Raw genomic sequence first — 15,922 nt, forward strand, 5'->3', positions numbered from 1 at the left:
CTTCCCGTTACACTGGATCGGTTACGGCAGCGATAAGTTCGCCAGCCATTTCGAGAGTGAACTCGTCAAAATGCGAGATGACGCGGCTAGGACCATAATGATGCACGGGCAGATCAGTATATCCGAAATCGACCGCAACAACTGGGATGCCAGCCGCTTTCGCAGTGTCGATGTCGGTGCGGCTGTCGCCAACCATTATGGCCCGTTCGCGATTGCCACCTGCACGTGCGATGGTGTCAGTAAGGTGACGCGGATCGGGTTTACGATAAGCGAATGTATCTGCCCCGCAGATCGCTGCAAATCGCGTGGCTTCGCCCATCGAAGTCAGGAGTTTTACCGACAGGGCCTCGAATTTGTTCGTGCAGACCGCCAGTTCGTAACCGCTCGCGGAGAAGCGGTCCATTGCGTCCAGTACGCCTGGAAAGAAAGTGGAATGCCCCGGCATATTATTCGCATAATGTTCCCGGAACTCTTCTACGAGGTTATCGAGTTGCGCTTCGTCAGCCTGTTTCTGCTGCGCGGCGAATGCGCGTTCGATCATGACGCGTCCGCCTTGTCCCACGAATTTGCGCAACGATTCACGGTCGGCTGTTTTCAGTCCGGATATCGCCAGGCAGTGATTGAGGCTATCGAGAAGGTCTGGTGCTGTATCGACGATGGTTCCGTCGAGATCGAAAACGATGATGGGCTTGGGATTAGCAGCAGACATTAGCTTCTCGTATGTGAAAATAGGGAATAGAGAACTCCTATCTGATTGTCGTCCCCGGCTCAACCTCGCGATCAGATTTGCTTAAAATCCGAAATTCTGCGTCATAGTTCGAATAGAAGCTTTGTTGCGCCGCGCCCGCATGCTAGAGGCGAACCGGATGACAATGAGAATCCGCTGGGATTTCGGGGAACTTGGTATGGATGAAGCTCGCAAGTTAAAAATTGCAGCCGCCGCAGAAGCACTCACACACGTCAAGGACGGAATGCGTCTGGGAATCGGTACCGGTTCAACTGCCGAGGAGTTTGTGCGACTGCTTGCTGAAAAGGGAAGTGGCGGCTTCAAGATCATTGGCGTGCCCACTTCCGAACGTACCGCCAAGCTTTGTGAGGAACTCGGAGTTCCGCTTACAACGCTTGACGAAACGCCCCATCTCGATCTCACGGTTGACGGTGCGGACGAAGTCGATACCAATCTCTCGCTCATCAAGGGTGGTGGTGGGGCGCTTCTTCGTGAAAAGATCGTTGCTGCCGCCTCTGATGCAATGATCGTCATTGCCGACAGCTCCAAGGTGGTCGAGACGCTCGGACGTTTTCCTCTGCCCGTGGAAGTCAACCGCTTCGGTCTTGGCGCGACCTTACGCGCTATCGAGGAAGCAGCTGCAAAGTGTGGCCTTGCAGGCCCGCTGGCACTGCGTTTAAAAGATGGCTCACCCTTCGTAACAGATGGTGGGCATTATATCGTGGATGCATCTTTTGGCCGCATTCCCGATCCAAAGACACTATCTGACGCTCTCTTCGCAATTCCAGGCGTTGTCGAGCACGGACTTTTCATCGGACTCGCGCGTGCGGCAGTGATTGCCGGCAACGACGGCATCCGCACCATGAACCGGTCTTGAACTGATTGAACGGAGTACTGACTTATGATCCCGGCAACTGGCTTTCGCCGTCTGATTGCACCGTTTTCCGCGCTCGTACTGATGTCGGGCATTCACGCAGCATCGGCACAGGAAATCTCTGAAGCTCATCTGGAAGCTGCCCGCGCTGCTATTTCTGCAATTAATGCCACCGAGCAGTTCGACGAAATTCTTCCGAATGCGGCGCGCTCCCTGAAGGGCGAGCTGATTCAGAAGGACCCGAATCTGGAAGCCCTCATCACCAAGACAGTCGATGACAAGGCTTTGGCTCTTGCTTCCCGCCGCGCAGATCTCGAAACCGAATCCGCTCGCGCTTACGCGAAGGCTTTTTCGGAAGACGAACTGAAGGCTATCGCAGCATTCTATACGTCGTCTGCAGGCAAGAAGCTTTTGTCGGAAGGCCCGATTGTAACACGTGAAGTCGTCAAGGCCGCCAATATCTGGCAGAACGGCATCGCCCGCGATCTGGCAACCAGCGTGGCAGAAGTTCTGGCCGCACAGGCAGGCGCCGCTGCCGCTCCGGCGCAGCCTGCACAGCAGTAATTTTAGCGGTAACACGGAATTTGAAAGCCCGGTCACTTGGCCGGGCTTTTTCTTTTGCCTACATATCGGCCAACCTAATGTTTTTGGAGAATCCCATGTCCGGCTTCGATTATGATCTTTTTGTTATCGGCGGCGGGTCCGGCGGGGTCCGGGCTGCTCGCCTTGCCGGAGCGATGGGTAAGAAAGTCGCCCTTGCTGAAGAGTATCGCATGGGCGGAACTTGCGTTATCCGTGGGTGCGTCCCGAAGAAGCTGTTTGTCTATGCCTCGCAGTTCCCCGAACATTTCGAAGATGCTGCTGGTTACGGCTGGAATGTTGGTGCGTCGACATTCGACTGGAAAAAGCTGATCGATGCCAAGGACAAGGAGATTGCACGGCTAGAGGGGCTCTACACCAAGGGGCTCCAGAATTCTGAGGTCGAGATTTTCGCCAGCCGTGCCGAACTGATCGATGAGCATACCGTCGAACTGAAGGCGGAGGGGCGCCGCATAACGGCCGACCAGATATTGATTGCGACGGGCGGTCATCCAACGATGCCGGAAACCATGCCGGGCCATGAATATTGCATCAGTTCCAATGAAGCGTTCCATCTCGCCGAGTTGCCGAAAGCGATCGCCATCGCAGGTGGCGGTTATATCGCTGTTGAGTTCGCGAACATATTCCATGGTCTTGGCGTCGAGACCACGCTCGTCTATCGCGGCAAGGAAATTCTCTCCCGTTTCGATCCCGACTTGCGCCATCTCTTGCACGAAACCATGGAAGCAAAGGGCATCCGTATCATTTGCGAAGCGGTTTTCGAGAAAATAGAGAAGCAGTCCGACGGCAACCTGAAGATTTCGCTGAATAATGGCGACACGTTGGAAGTCGGTCAGGCAATGATGGCTATCGGGCGCAAAGCCAACACGACTGGTCTCGGTCTGGAGAGGGCCGGTGTAAAGACGGATGAGCTGGGCGCCATTCTTGTGGATGATTACTCACGCACCAATATCGCGAATATATGGGCAGTGGGCGACGTTACGAACCGTGTCCAGCTGACGCCCGTGGCAATCCATGAAGCAATGTGCTTTCTCGAGACAGCCTTCAAGGACAATCCGACGAAGCCGGATCATGAACTGATCGCGACGGCCGTCTTCTCGCAGCCGGAAATCGGTACTGTCGGCCTGCCCGAAGATGAGGCTGCGAAGAAGTATCCGGAGCTTGAAGTCTACAGAGCACTGTTCCGTCCGATGAAGAACACGCTTTCCGGTCGAAACGAGAAAATGCTGATGAAGCTCATCGTGGATGCAGCAAGCCGCCGTGTGATCGGCGCCCATATCATGGGGCCGGATGCTGGTGAAATGGCCCAGCTTCTGGGCATTTCGCTCAAGGCTGGCGCGACCAAGGATGACTTCAATCGCACGATGGCGGTTCATCCGACTGCGGCCGAAGAACTGGTCACCATGTACAAGCCGACCTATCGGGTTGTGAATGGTGAGAAAGTCGATGGATAAATCTTTCGCAGCCGGTTTCTTCGGTTAACGAATATTGCTGGCATAAAGTTTCAGCCTGCATTATATCAGCGCGATCACGCACGCCGGTTTTCCGGGATATGCTGTCATCTTTGTCAGATGGGGCTGTCCGTTAAGGAATTCCGGCTTTCGTGCAAGGAGGATATAATCCGAGAGAAATCGAGCGGATAGAAGCAAACAGGTGCTCAAATGACGAAGAACTGGACCCCGCATTCCTGGAGAAGCAAACCGATCAAGCAAGTGCCGTTTTATCCGGACGCACAGGCTCTGAACGACGTTGAGGCCCGTCTTCGTACCTATCCGCCGCTGGTTTTTGCAGGTGAAGCGCGCAAGCTCAAGCAGCAGTTGGCCGAGGTTGCGGAGGGCAAGGCATTTCTGCTTCAGGGCGGTGATTGCGCCGAAAGTTTTGCGGAACACGGCGCGGACAATATCCGCGACTTTTTCCGTGTGTTCCTTCAGATGGCCGTCGTGCTTACATTTGGCGCATCGAAGCCTGTTGTGAAGGTTGGCCGTATCGCTGGTCAGTTCGCCAAGCCGCGTTCGTCCGACATGGAAACGCTGAATGGCGTAGAACTGCCATCTTACCGTGGTGACATCATCAACGGGATCGAATTTGATTCAGCTTCGCGCACACCCGATCCTCAGCGGCAGGACATGGCATACCGTCAGTCGGCGGCGACGCTCAATCTGCTGCGCGCTTTCGCTCAGGGCGGCTACGCAAATCTGGAGAACGTTCACCAGTGGATGCTCGGCTTCGTCGGCAAAAGCCCACAGGCAGAACGCTATGCAGCTTTGGCCCAGCGTATTTCCGAAACCATGAACTTCATGCGTGCAATCGGGATTACGGCTGACAGCAATCATTCGTTGCGCGAAACCGATTTCTACACCAGCCATGAAGCGCTGCTTCTTGGGTATGAGGAAGCGCTGACCCGTGTCGACTCGACCTCTGGGGATTGGTATGGCACGTCCGGTCACATGATCTGGATCGGCGACCGCACCCGCCAGGCCGATCACGCGCATATTGAATACTGCCGCGGCATCAAGAATCCGCTTGGTCTCAAATGCGGCCCGTCTTTGCAGCCGGATGATCTCATCCGCCTGATCGATCTTCTGAATCCCGAAAATGAAGCAGGTCGCCTGACGCTGATTGCGCGCTTTGGTTACGATAAGGTCGGCGATCACCTGCCGCAGCTTATTCGTGCTGTCGAGAAGGAAGGCCGTAAGGTCGTATGGTCATGCGACCCCATGCACGGCAACACGATCACCGCTGGCGGCTACAAGACCCGTCCGTTCGACCGTATCCTCAAGGAAGTGGAATCTTTCTTCGCGATCCATCGTGCCGAAGGCACGCATCCGGGCGGCATCCATGTCGAAATGACCGGTAAGAACGTAACGGAATGCACAGGCGGCGCACGTGCGATCTCGGCCGAGGATCTGCATGATCGCTACCATACGCATTGCGACCCACGTTTGAACGCCGATCAGGCGCTGGAACTGGCGTTTCTGCTGGCTGAACTCCTCAAGAAGGAGCGCGATGCTGGAACTGCCCAACTGGCGGAAATCGCCTGATCCTGCAAAGATAGTGCGTTTTGATGTTGAGCATCAAAACGCACATCCATTATTATCTTCTAAATACTATTAAAATTACTTGCTCATGCATTCATTGTATTTTTGATCTATACATTGTGCATGTATGGGGCTTTTCTCGAACGGTTTGCACTGTATGGTGGCGTATTTCACGCAGGATTGTGATTTGCTGTCGGCGAATTGCTGCCCTTCATTGGAGTAGCTTTTTTCGACGGAAAGAATTGTCAATGTGGAAACGAATGTAACAAATAATGCTTTTTTAAACATAAATCTTTCCTTGAAGTTGACATTCAATACATACGAAACTTTGTAGTTTTGATATACTCCAAAAATATTCCGGCAACTATTTTGATGGTAGGTTGCTGTTAGCTGATTATATTTTCCCTATTTAGATGTAATTACTTATGTAATCGAAGCAACATCGAGGGTGCACGCCTATGGGCAGGTAACGTGGCGATTTCGATCTCCACCCTGTTGCTTTTCAGGAAAACTCGCCTATTGATTGCCGTGACCGATCATATTGGGGGTATTCATGCAGCGCATTTTTCTGGCTTTTCTCAACTCCATGCGGGCACTGAAATATCTCGCGGGACATGAAAAGGCCGTCCAACAGGAATTGGTGCTGTTTCTTCTGTCGTTGCCGGTGGCGTACTTTCTTGCTCCGACCTGGCTCGCTTTCCTCTTCATGGTCGGCTCGATCCTGTTTCTTCTCCTCGTGGAAGTATTGAACACCGGTATCGAGGCGACTTGTGATGCCGTTTCCCGGGATTTTCACAAGGAGATCCAGATTGCAAAGGACTGCGGGTCGCTTGCTGTCCTGATCTCCATTGTGTTCGTCGTTGCCGTCTGGGGCTACATTCTCGCCAATACCTATCTGGCCTGACAAACAAAACGTTGATTGATTGCATCCGTTGCATTTGCTTGCCCAAGCGCGCTAAAGCTTGGACATGTTAGCCTCTCACGAGAATCTCGCCATGCTCCGTATTGCCGTTGCGCAGCTCAATCCCGTCATGGGTGATATCGCCGGAAATCTGGCAAAGGCACGTGCCGCGCGCGCTGAAGCCGCCAGAATGCAAGCCGATCTCATTCTTTTTACGGAATTGTTCATCTCAGGTTATCCGCCGGAAGATCTGGTTCTGAAACCATCTTTTCTTGCTGCGTGCGAAAAGGCTGTTCGTGATTTGGCGAACGATACCGCTGACGGAGGGCCAGGCGTCATTATTGGTACGCCGCTCAGTCGTGAAAGTGGTCTGCATAACTCCATTGCCGTTCTGGATGGCGGCGAGGTTATTGCGGAACGTTTCAAGGTGGATCTACCGAATTATGGCGAGTTTGACGAGAAGCGGGTATTTCAGTCCGGCCCGATGCCGGGCCCGGTCAACTTCCGTGGCGTTCGCATCGGAATACCGATCTGTGAAGACATTTGGGGTGAACTCGGTGTAGCTGAAACGCTGGCGGAGAGCGGCGCCGAGATTTTGCTTGTGCCGAATGGTTCGCCCTATCACCGCGCCAAGATGGATCGGCGTCATCAGGTGGTTCTCAAGCAGGTGATCGAAACCGAATTACCGATGGTCTACGCCAATCAGGTCGGCGGGCAGGATGAGTTGGTCTTCGATGGTGGATCGTTCGCCTTCAACGCAGACCGGTCGCTCTGTTTGCAAATGCCGCAGTTTGCGGAGCAAATCGTACTCACCGTATGGCATAGGAACAATGATGGCTGGCGCTGCGAAGAGGGCGAGAAAGCTAATCTTCCAGAAGGACTCGAAGCTGATTATTCCGCCTGCATGCTCGGTTTGCGGGATTATGTGAACAAGAATGGTTTCAAGGATGTGGTGCTTGGGCTTTCGGGCGGCATCGACTCGGCAATCTGTGCGGCACTGGGGGTAGACGCCCTGGGCAAGGATCGCGTGCGCTGCATCATGCTGCCTTACCGCTATACATCCGACGAATCGCTGAAAGACGCAGCTGACTGTGCAAAAGCGCTCGGTGTTCGGTACGATGTTGTGCCGATCGCTGCACCAGTCGAAGGCTTTCTTGAAGCGTTGCATCCGCTGTTCTCGGGAACCGAAAGCGGTGTCACCGAAGAAAACCTGCAGAGCCGCGCACGTGGAACCATTCTGATGGCGGTTTCGAACAAGTTCGGTTCGATGGTTGTTACGACGGGTAACAAGTCCGAAATGTCGGTGGGCTATGCCACGCTTTATGGCGACATGAACGGCGGGTTCAACCCGATCAAGGACGTCTACAAGATGCAGGTCTATGCAATGTCGGAATGGCGTAACAACCATGTGCCCACTGGTGCGCTTGGACCATCAGGAGAAGTGATCCCGCAAAATATCATTTCCAAGGCGCCATCGGCCGAACTGCGCGAAAACCAGACCGATCAGGACAGTCTGCCGCCTTACCCGGTTCTGGACGACATCCTTGAATGCCTTGTCGAAAACGAAATGAGCAACACCGAGATCGCTGCACGAGGGCATCCGCTCGAAACAGTCCAGCGGATTGAACATCTGCTCTATCTGGCTGAATACAAGCGCCGCCAGTCGGCGCCCGGTGTAAAAATTACCAAGAAGAATTTCGGACGCGATCGCCGCTACCCTATAACGAACCGCTTCCGCGACCGCTGAAAGACAATAAAATGACTGTGACCGTTCGTTTTGCTCCGTCACCGACGGGCTATATTCATATTGGCAATACGCGTACAGCGCTGTCAAACTGGCTTTTTGCGCAGAAGAATGGCGGCAAGTTCATTCTGCGCTATGACGACACCGATGTTGAACGCTCCCGGGACGAGTATGCGCAGGCAATTGCAGTCGATCTTGATTGGCTGGGCGTCAAACCGGATCGCGTGGAGTATCAGTCGAAACGTTTCGATGTCTACGGCAGGGCGGTCGAAAAGCTGAAGCAGGCCGGGTTGCTTTATGCCTGCTACGAAACGGCGGATGAGCTCGAGCGTCGTCGTAAGCTTCGTCTCGCGCGTCGCTTGCCACCCGTTTATGGTCGCGAAGGCTTGAAGCTCACGGACGAAGAGAAAGCAGCCTTCCAAGCCGAGGGGCGCAAGCCGCATTGGCGTTTCCTGCTGCCAAATTTCGATGCCGATCCTTTTAACACCAGGCGTACTGAGGTGCATTGGGACGATCTGGTCCGCGGCCCGCAGACGGTGGATCTTGCCTCGATGTCCGATCCGGTACTGGTGCGCGAGGATGGCACCTACCTCTATACGCTGCCGTCTGTGGTCGATGATATTGATCTCGGCATCACCCACATTATTCGTGGTGATGACCACGTGACCAATACAGGTGTGCAGATCGCGATTTTCGAAGCTCTTGGTGCCAAAGCGCCCGTTTTTGGTCACCACAATCTCCTGACGACGATTTCAGGTGAGGGGCTTTCAAAGAGAACCGGAGCTCTATCGGTAGGATCGTTGCGCGAAGCTGGATTCGAGCCTATGGCAGTAGCTTCGCTTGCTGTTCTGATCGGCACATCGGAAAGTGTTTCGGCTTCCCCAAATATGGAAAGCCTGGCTGAGCGATTCGATCTGGCTTCGATATCGAAGTCGTCGGCGAAATTTGACCCCGCGGAACTCGATACGCTCAATCGCGCCCTGCTGCACGAGATGCCGTTTTCAGAAGCCAAGTTGCGCTTGGCGGCATTGGGTATTTCCGGCGACAAGGCCGAACCCTTCTGGCTCGCGGTACGGGGAAATCTCGACCGCTTCAAGGATGCGGCTCATTGGTGGTCTATCGTTGATGGCGAGTTGCCAGAAACACCGGCTTTCTCGGAAGAAGATCGCGCTTTCCTGAGAGAGGCTTTCACTCTTCTGCCGGCAGCGCCCTGGGATCATCAAACCTGGAAAATCTGGGCTGATTCCGTGAAGGCAGCAACAGGTCGCAAGGGCAAGAATCTTTTCATGCCGCTACGCCTGGCACTCACGGGGCAGGCGCATGGTCCGGAGTTGGCTGACTTGCTAGTGCTGATTGGTCCGGAAAGAACTCTGAGCCGACGACCCTGACTTTTGTGTTTGCGGTATAGGCGCGCTCAGCAAGCGGGGTGGATGTGACCGGCGCAACATAGGTCGGTGCGTTTGACGTTTGCGTTATCGGGGAGGGCTTATAGTTCACTTCCTCGGCTTTGACGGGAGCGACCGTTTCATAGATCGGTAATGTAACCGTGGCGACGGACTTAGTGATCGGCTTGGCGGGGGTCTTGATCTTCCGCTGCGGAACGTAGGCAGCTTTCGGCTGAACTTTCTTGGGGACGACGACCCAGGAGGCTTTGCATGATTTGACATGCTTGGACGGCGATGGGCGTCCGGCAAGTGCCATATTCAACTCGTGAACGCGCTCGTGCATGGTTCTTGTTTCCGCTGTCAGCCGATCCATCTTTGTCAGCAATTTGGTGCACTGGGCTGATTTTGCCGCTGGAGCAAACAAACTTCCCAGGCAACGATCCTGAGTTGCTGTCTTTCGCAAAACCGAGAGATTGGTTTCGTTTCGATCCAGAAGTGACTGGGTAATGAGAAGTTGCTTTCTAAGCTGCTTCTGTTCCTTGGGCGAGCACAATTCTGCCGGAGGTACCGTCGTGCAGCCGGCCAACGCTCCCGAAAATATCAAAAGTACTGAGTAAAACAAATTTCTATTAGAACACTGTGAAATAATAGACATGATTTCCTCGTGTGTGATAGCGATGAAAACATGTTTGAAGAATATAGTAAATTAAATATTAATGGCGAGTATACCTAAATATACTCGCCACCAACTATACTTATATTAAGTAATTCTAACTTAGTTTTGGATGATTAACCTCTTTTGCGAAGAGTTTCTCCGGATTTCTGCAAAGCCTCAACCACAGCCAGAGCGGTCATATTGACAACGCCACGTGAGGTGACGGAAGGGGTCAGAATATGAGCCGGCCGAGCTGCTCCAAGCAGAATTGGCCCCACATGCAGCGCGTCTGTAACCATCTTGACCACATTCAGCGTAATGTTTGCAGCGTCGAGGTTTGGGAACACGAGAAGGTTGGCTTCACCTTTCAGACGCGAGTTCGGGAAAACGCGGTCGCGAAGGGCCTGCGAGAGTGCTGAATCGCCATGCATTTCACCATCAGACTCAAGTTCAGGCGCCTTTTCGGCGAGAATTGCCGCTGCTTCGCGCATTTTTTCCGCGCTTGCTGATTCTTTCGATCCGAAATTCGAATGCGAAACCAGAGCCGCTTTCGGTTCGATACCGAAGCGGCTGATTTCTTTAGCGGCAAGAATTGCCATTTCGGCGACTTCGTTCGCGCTCGGTTCGACGTTGACATAAGTGTCTGTGAGGAACAGCGCGCCGCGTTGCGAGATGAGCAGGCTCAAAGCGGAATAGTCGCGGATGCCGGGAACCTTGCCGATAATCTGGCGCACGACACGAAGGTGGCGTTCGAAGCGGCCTTCAAGACCGCAGATCATGGCGTCCGCTTCGTCACGCATGACGGCCAGGGCGGCAATCGCGGTCGAATTCGTACGTACGATGGTGCGCGCGGCTTCCGGCGTGACGCCCTGTCTGCCAGTATAGGACAGATAGAGATCGACGTAGTCGCGATAGCGCGGGTCGTCTTCGGGATTGATGAGTTCGAAATCCGTTCCCGGACGGATTTTCAGGCCGTAGCGGCGCAGGCGCGTTTCGATAACCTGCGGACGACCGACGAGGATCGGAGCGGCGACGCGCTCTTCGATCACAACCTGGGCTGCACGCAACACGCGTTCATCTTCGCCATCGGCATAAATTACGCGCTTCGGCTTTTCCTGTGCGCGAGCCGCGGCAAAGACCGGCTTCATGATGAGGCCGGACCGGAAAACGAAGCGATTGAGGCGATCGAGATAAGCTTCCATGTCTTCGATCGGGCGCGTCGCCACGCCTGTTTCCATGGCGGCCTTGGCCACTGCCGGGGCGATGCGGAGAATCAGGCGCTGATCGAATGGCGAGGGGATGATATAGTCGGGTCCGAAAGTGGGCGTATCGCCGGAATAAGCGCGTGCGGCGACATCGGAAGGCTCTTCGCGGGCGAGTGCGGCAATCGCGCGAACCGCCGCGAGCTTCATTTCTTCGTTGATTGCAGTGGCACCGACATCGAGCGCGCCACGGAAGATATATGGGAAGCAGAGGACGTTGTTGACCTGGTTCGGATAATCCGAACGTCCGGTGCAGATCATGGCGTCGGCGCGGGCAGCACGGGCCTCTTCCGGCATAATTTCCGGCTTCGGGTTGGCGAGTGCCATGATGAGAGGCTTTTCGGCCATCTGCTTGAGAAGTTCGGGCTTCAGCACGCCAGCGGCCGAAAGGCCAAGGAACACATCGGCTCCGCCGATAACGTCCGCCAGAACGCGCGCGTCGGTCTTTTGGGCGTAAACTTCCTTCCAGCGATCCATCAGCGTGTTACGGCCTTCGTAGACGACACCTTCGAGATCGCAGACCCAGATGTTTTCGCGCTTTGCACCGAGATTGACGAGCAGATTAAGGCAGGCAAGGGCCGCTGCACCTGCTCCGGAGGTGACAATCTTGGCGTCGCTGATTTTCTTGCCAGCGAGTTCCAGGCCGTTCAGCACTGCGGAAGCGACGATAATCGCCGTGCCGTGCTGGTCGTCATGGAAGACAGGGATGTTCATTTTTGCGCGAAGCTGCTCTTCAACTTCGAAGCACTCGGGAGCCTTGATATCTTCAAGATTGATGCCGCCGAAAGTCGGCTCCAGGGCAGCGACTACATCGACGATGCGATCGATTTCGTGCGCGTCGATTTCGATATCGAACACGTCGATATCGGCAAACTTTTTGAAAAGGACGGCCTTGCCTTCCATGACCGGCTTGGAAGCAAGTGCACCGATATTGCCAAGGCCAAGAACCGCAGTGCCGTTCGATACGACGGCGACGAGGTTCCCCCGGGCGGTGTATTCGGCAGCCGTTGCAGGGTCTTCGTGGATCGCGAGGCAGGGAGCGGCTACACCGGGCGAATAGGCGAGCGCCAGATCTCGCTGGTTGCCAAGGGGCTTTGTCGCCTGAATTTCCAGCTTTCCGGGCTTCGGATAACGGTGAAAGAACAAGGCTGCTTCATCGAAATCCGAACGGGAAGTGGAAGGTGTTTTCTTGGTCATGGTCGCATCGCTTTCCAAAATCTCTTGTGCAGGGCAAAAGCTTGTTTGCACGTGGAGGAAACGGTGACATCCCGTTTCTGCACGCAGCTTTCGCTCACAACTTCCGCACGCTGGGCCATTATTGTTCTTAGTCTATCGGCTCAAGTCTCAGTAGGCCCGTTTTCGAGAATGAGTTTTTCCAAATTGCAGATCTATCGTTTGGTGCTGTTAAAACGCACTCTGATAAGCGCCGCCATCGATAACGAGATTCTGCCCGGTAATGAACCCGGAATGTTCCGAGCAAAGGAAGGCGCATGCCTGCCCAAATTCCTTCGGCTGGCCAATTCGCCCGGCAGGAATTGCCGACGCTCGCTTCGCAGCTTCCGCATCGGGCGTTGTGCCATTCTTCTGGGCGGAAAATGCAAAGCCGCTGCGAAGCCGGTCTGTGTCGAAAGCGCCGGGGAGAATGTTGTTGATCGTCACGTTGGAGGCTGCGACCGTCCGGGCGACACCCGCGAGAAACGCGGTGAGACCGGCACGAGCCCCGGATGAAAGATCGAGACCAGGAATAGGCGCGTATACAGACGTCGATGTGATGTTGACGATACGACCGAACCGGCGCTCGACCATTCCGTCGATCACTGCTTTGATCAACTCCAGAGGAGTAACCATATTCTGCGTTACACCTCGAAGGATCGCATCGCGGTCGAGAAGGCGGAAATCCTTGAAGGCCGGTCCGCCGTTATTGTTGACGAGAATGTCAGGCGCGGGACAGGCGGAGAGCAGTTCAGCCTGTCCTTCAGCGGTGGATACATCCGCGGCAACAGCGTCAACCCTTACATTAAATGCCTGCCGAATTGCTTTCGCGGTTTCTGCGAGGGTTTGCTCATTTCGCCCATTGAGAACCAGGTCGCACCCGGCTTCGGCGAGTGCCTCTGCACAGGCTCGTCCGAGCCCCTTGCTGGAAGCGCACACAATTGCTTTTCGACCTTTCAGGCCCAAATCCACGGCTTCATCCTCGCAATTCATTCAGTTTTCAAGACATGCCACCAAGCAAGCAGTCTGATCAACCGGATTCTGGTTCATCGGCTCATATGTCCACCTTTTAGGTCAGAAACCGTGTTACACGAGAACAAAATTTGGTGAGTTCCGCTATTCAAGCGGAGGCGTAAACTCTGCCCTTGGCCGTATCAGCGATCCATTATCCGCCTGTTCCAGCGCATGAGCGAGCCACCCCGCGATACGCGCGAGCGCAAACAACAACAGTGGCGCATCTGACGGCAGGCCATAGATTTCAGTCACTGCGGCGAGGGCGAAATCGACATTCGGTTTCTCACCTAGAATGTCTGCAGCGGATTGTTCAAGATCGCGATAAGGCGCGGGCAGTTCCAGATGTTTCAGCAGGGCGGAAGCACGGATATCCCCGGTTTCGCCGTAAAGCGGATGGCCGAACAAATGAAACTGGGCACCTTGCCTGAGCAAGTCCTTGATGGTGGCTTCGGCGCCTATCTGGCGGGCTTGTGCGATGATTGTCGTTGCGGCAGTTGCGGCACGTCCATGTCGCGGGCCGATCAATGTAGATAACCCGGCGAGAACTGCTGCGGAAAGTGGCGCTCCTGTCGAGGCCGCAACGCGGGTGCCAAATGCTGATGCGTTGAGCTCGTGATCGGCCAGAAGCACCAGTACGCGCCGGATCACATCGCTCGCCCGCGGCTTTTGCCAGGCTGACGCAATGCGTTCATGCATAGGGGCGCTGGATGAGGGAACGTCAAGGATCGTATTGTGGAATAACTGCAGCAGAGCGAAAGCCTCTTGCTGCAGGATTGCCGTGGAACGTCCGGAACTGGGCAGATCATTCGCTGCCCGAATGGCAAAGACGGTAAACAGCCTTTCCAACGGGGAAGATTGTGACTGATGTCTGCTTAGCTTCGTCTCGTCGAGATTGCTGGCACTCGTATCGAAATTCATTTGCCATAGCAGAGCGGCCACTTCTTCCAAGGTTGCTGTTTCGGACAGTTCGACCGCGTCACGACCGCGATAGAGCAGGCGACCGTCGACAATGGTCGAAATGCCCGAACGCATGATGGGAAGCCCCCAACGAATAGTATCGGCAGCAACAACGCTGTCTCTTTTACGACCGGGACGCCTCTCGGCCAATCGATGAACGTCGTCCGATCTGTAGAGGCTGCGTCTGGGGTCGTCGGGCAGCGGCTTGGAACGAATGCGGCCGCGGCTGACGTTGGCATAAAGGGTTTGCGGCTTTGTCTGAAGAATGGAAAGCGCTTCCTCCGCTGTGAGCCAGTTCATTATTGCTCCCAACATTGATCGATTTCATCAAGATTGACGTCAATTATACTTGGAACCAATGTCGAAAGGCAAACAAGGAGAAATACCATGAATAGCGGACTTGAAGATGTGGTTGCTGCCGAAACCGTGCTGTCTGATGTTGATGGGCTTGCAGGCAGGCTGGTCATCCGCGGTCGATCGCTGGATGATCTGGTTCCCCACAGCAGCGTCGAAGATGGAATTGAACTTTTGTGGGACGGATTCTTCGAACAACTCCCGACAGGAGAAGAGCTTCAGAAGGCGCTCGGCGAAGCCCGCTTGCAGGTATTTCATCACACGGATGCGCTTGATGACGCACTGATGGAATTGTCGCCGCTGGAAGCACTGCGTGCCTTGATGGCTCGCATCCCGGACGAGGACGATTTGACAGCCGCCTTGCATCTAATGGCCGCACCGGCGGTTTTCACAACCGCAATTTTGCGTGAACGCAAGGGGCGGCGCCCCATCCGCCCTGATCCCACACTGCCGCATAGTGCGGACATACTCCGCATGATGAATGCCGGAATGCCTGACGAAGTGGAAGTTGCCGGGCTGGATACTTATCTCATGGCGGTTTGCGATCATGGATTGAATGCCTCGACATTCGCCGCCCGCGTCGTGGCATCGACGCGTGCCGGCCTGACTTCTTCCCTGCTCGCCGCAATCAGTGCGTTGAAAGGGCCGTTACACGGTGGAGCTCCAGGGCCGGTACTCGATATGCTTGATGCCATTGGCAGGCCCGATAATGCAGAGTGGTGGCTTGAATCGGCAATTGCCGACGGAGAAAGGTTGATGGGCTTCGGCCATCGGGTCTATCGTGTGCGCGACCCGCGTGCTGACGCCCTGAAAGGCGCCTTGAAGCGTATCGAATCCCTTGGGCATGAGCGTGGAAAACACCGGGTTGAGTTGGCGGAGGCCGTGGAAAAGGCAGCCATAGCAATTCTCAGGCGCCACAAGCCGGATCGGGCTCTCGAAACCAATGTCGAGTTCTATACCGCCCTTTTGCTTGAGCAACTAGGTTTCCCTCGCGAGGCATTCACCTGCGTCTTTGCAATGGGCAGAACCATGGGGTGGATAGCTCACTGCCGAGAGCAGATCGCGACCAACAAGCTCATTCGTCCGCAATCGCGTTATGTTGGTCCAAAGGTGGAGCTCGTAGCTTGAAACATAGTCAGCGCATTCGAAGCTGTGTGAAGTTGCTCATCGCACCATAAAAACAGCTGTCATATCGCTGT

Annotated in this window: 13 protein-coding genes; 8 read left to right on the plus strand and 5 right to left on the minus strand. The window is 54.8% G+C overall.

Annotated elements, in window-relative coordinates:
- Positions 1-7: 7 nt before the first annotated feature.
- Complete coding sequence (locus JNC63_RS03800) at positions 8-709, minus strand: HAD family hydrolase (RefSeq protein WP_063882266.1); 702 nt, start codon at positions 707-709, stop codon at positions 8-10.
- 196 nt (positions 710-905) lie between these two features.
- On the opposite strand from JNC63_RS03800, the gene rpiA reads away from it, so the two are divergent.
- From rpiA to gltX, 7 genes are all read left to right on the plus strand, one after another.
- On the plus strand, positions 906-1,604 hold the full coding sequence (gene rpiA / locus JNC63_RS03805) for a ribose-5-phosphate isomerase RpiA (protein ID WP_063882408.1): 699 nt from the start codon (positions 906-908) through the stop codon (positions 1,602-1,604).
- A 24-nt stretch (positions 1,605-1,628) separates the two neighbouring features.
- Complete coding sequence (locus JNC63_RS03810) at positions 1,629-2,165, plus strand: DUF2059 domain-containing protein (protein WP_006466887.1); 537 nt, start codon at positions 1,629-1,631, stop codon at positions 2,163-2,165.
- Positions 2,166-2,260: 95 nt separating this feature from the next.
- Entirely contained in the window at positions 2,261-3,655 is a 1,395-nt protein-coding gene (gor, locus tag JNC63_RS03815) for a glutathione-disulfide reductase (protein ID WP_063882268.1), read from the plus strand.
- A 207-nt stretch (positions 3,656-3,862) separates the two neighbouring features.
- Positions 3,863-5,242, plus strand: a complete 1,380-nt coding sequence (locus JNC63_RS03820; protein WP_021585187.1) for a class II 3-deoxy-7-phosphoheptulonate synthase — start codon at positions 3,863-3,865, stop codon at positions 5,240-5,242.
- Between the two features lie 550 nt (positions 5,243-5,792).
- Positions 5,793-6,143, plus strand: coding sequence for a diacylglycerol kinase (locus tag JNC63_RS03825; RefSeq protein WP_006470514.1), 351 nt, complete (start codon positions 5,793-5,795; stop codon positions 6,141-6,143).
- 64 nt (positions 6,144-6,207) lie between these two features.
- Positions 6,208-7,887, plus strand: coding sequence for an NAD+ synthase (locus JNC63_RS03830; RefSeq protein ID WP_063882272.1), 1,680 nt, complete (start codon positions 6,208-6,210; stop codon positions 7,885-7,887).
- 11 nt (positions 7,888-7,898) lie between these two features.
- Positions 7,899-9,272, plus strand: a complete 1,374-nt coding sequence (gltX, locus tag JNC63_RS03835) for a glutamate--tRNA ligase (RefSeq protein ID WP_063882273.1) — start codon at positions 7,899-7,901, stop codon at positions 9,270-9,272.
- Here gltX and JNC63_RS03840 read toward each other — a convergent pair.
- The 4 genes from JNC63_RS03840 to JNC63_RS03855 form a co-directional block, all read right to left on the minus strand.
- Positions 9,190-9,924 (minus strand): hypothetical protein, encoded by a 735-nt coding sequence (locus tag JNC63_RS03840; protein ID WP_081255557.1) that lies wholly within the window; start codon positions 9,922-9,924, stop codon positions 9,190-9,192. The two genes, gltX and JNC63_RS03840, sit on opposite strands and share 83 nt — an antisense overlap.
- Before the next feature lie 134 nt (positions 9,925-10,058).
- Entirely contained in the window at positions 10,059-12,383 is a 2,325-nt protein-coding gene (locus JNC63_RS03845; RefSeq protein ID WP_006470512.1) for an NADP-dependent malic enzyme, read from the minus strand.
- Between the two features lie 207 nt (positions 12,384-12,590).
- Positions 12,591-13,370 carry an SDR family oxidoreductase gene (locus JNC63_RS03850; protein WP_063882410.1) on the minus strand — a complete coding sequence of 260 codons (780 nt, stop codon included), beginning with the start codon at positions 13,368-13,370 and terminating at the stop codon, positions 12,591-12,593.
- Between the two features lie 144 nt (positions 13,371-13,514).
- Complete coding sequence (locus JNC63_RS03855; RefSeq protein WP_063882275.1) at positions 13,515-14,669, minus strand: citrate synthase; 1,155 nt, start codon at positions 14,667-14,669, stop codon at positions 13,515-13,517.
- Positions 14,670-14,756: 87 nt separating this feature from the next.
- Here JNC63_RS03855 and JNC63_RS03860 point away from each other — a divergent pair, with 87 nt between their 5' ends.
- Positions 14,757-15,851: a citrate synthase/methylcitrate synthase gene (locus JNC63_RS03860; RefSeq protein ID WP_063882278.1), complete on the plus strand. Its 1,095-nt coding sequence runs from the start codon at positions 14,757-14,759 to the stop codon at positions 15,849-15,851.
- The last annotated feature ends 71 nt before the right edge of the window (positions 15,852-15,922 follow it).

The organism is Brucella ciceri, assembly GCF_041930145.1.
GTDB classification, from domain to species: domain Bacteria; phylum Pseudomonadota; class Alphaproteobacteria; order Rhizobiales; family Rhizobiaceae; genus Brucella; species Brucella intermedia.

Coding starts and splice junctions, on each gene's coding strand:
- JNC63_RS03845 (WP_006470512.1), bottom strand. CDS start 12,383: ATGACCAAGAAAACACCTTCCACTTCCCGTTCGGATTTCGATGAAGCA.
- JNC63_RS03830 (WP_063882272.1), top strand. CDS start 6,208: ATGTTAGCCTCTCACGAGAATCTCGCCATGCTCCGTATTGCCGTTGCG.
- JNC63_RS03840 (WP_081255557.1), bottom strand. CDS start 9,924: ATGTCTATTATTTCACAGTGTTCTAATAGAAATTTGTTTTACTCAGTA.
- JNC63_RS03855 (WP_063882275.1), bottom strand. CDS start 14,669: ATGAACTGGCTCACAGCGGAGGAAGCGCTTTCCATTCTTCAGACAAAG.
- gor (WP_063882268.1), top strand. CDS start 2,261: ATGTCCGGCTTCGATTATGATCTTTTTGTTATCGGCGGCGGGTCCGGC.
- JNC63_RS03820 (WP_021585187.1), top strand. CDS start 3,863: ATGACGAAGAACTGGACCCCGCATTCCTGGAGAAGCAAACCGATCAAG.
- JNC63_RS03825 (WP_006470514.1), top strand. CDS start 5,793: ATGCAGCGCATTTTTCTGGCTTTTCTCAACTCCATGCGGGCACTGAAA.
- JNC63_RS03810 (WP_006466887.1), top strand. CDS start 1,629: ATGATCCCGGCAACTGGCTTTCGCCGTCTGATTGCACCGTTTTCCGCG.
- JNC63_RS03800 (WP_063882266.1), bottom strand. CDS start 709: ATGTCTGCTGCTAATCCCAAGCCCATCATCGTTTTCGATCTCGACGGA.
- gltX (WP_063882273.1), top strand. CDS start 7,899: ATGACTGTGACCGTTCGTTTTGCTCCGTCACCGACGGGCTATATTCAT.
- rpiA (WP_063882408.1), top strand. CDS start 906: ATGGATGAAGCTCGCAAGTTAAAAATTGCAGCCGCCGCAGAAGCACTC.
- JNC63_RS03860 (WP_063882278.1), top strand. CDS start 14,757: ATGAATAGCGGACTTGAAGATGTGGTTGCTGCCGAAACCGTGCTGTCT.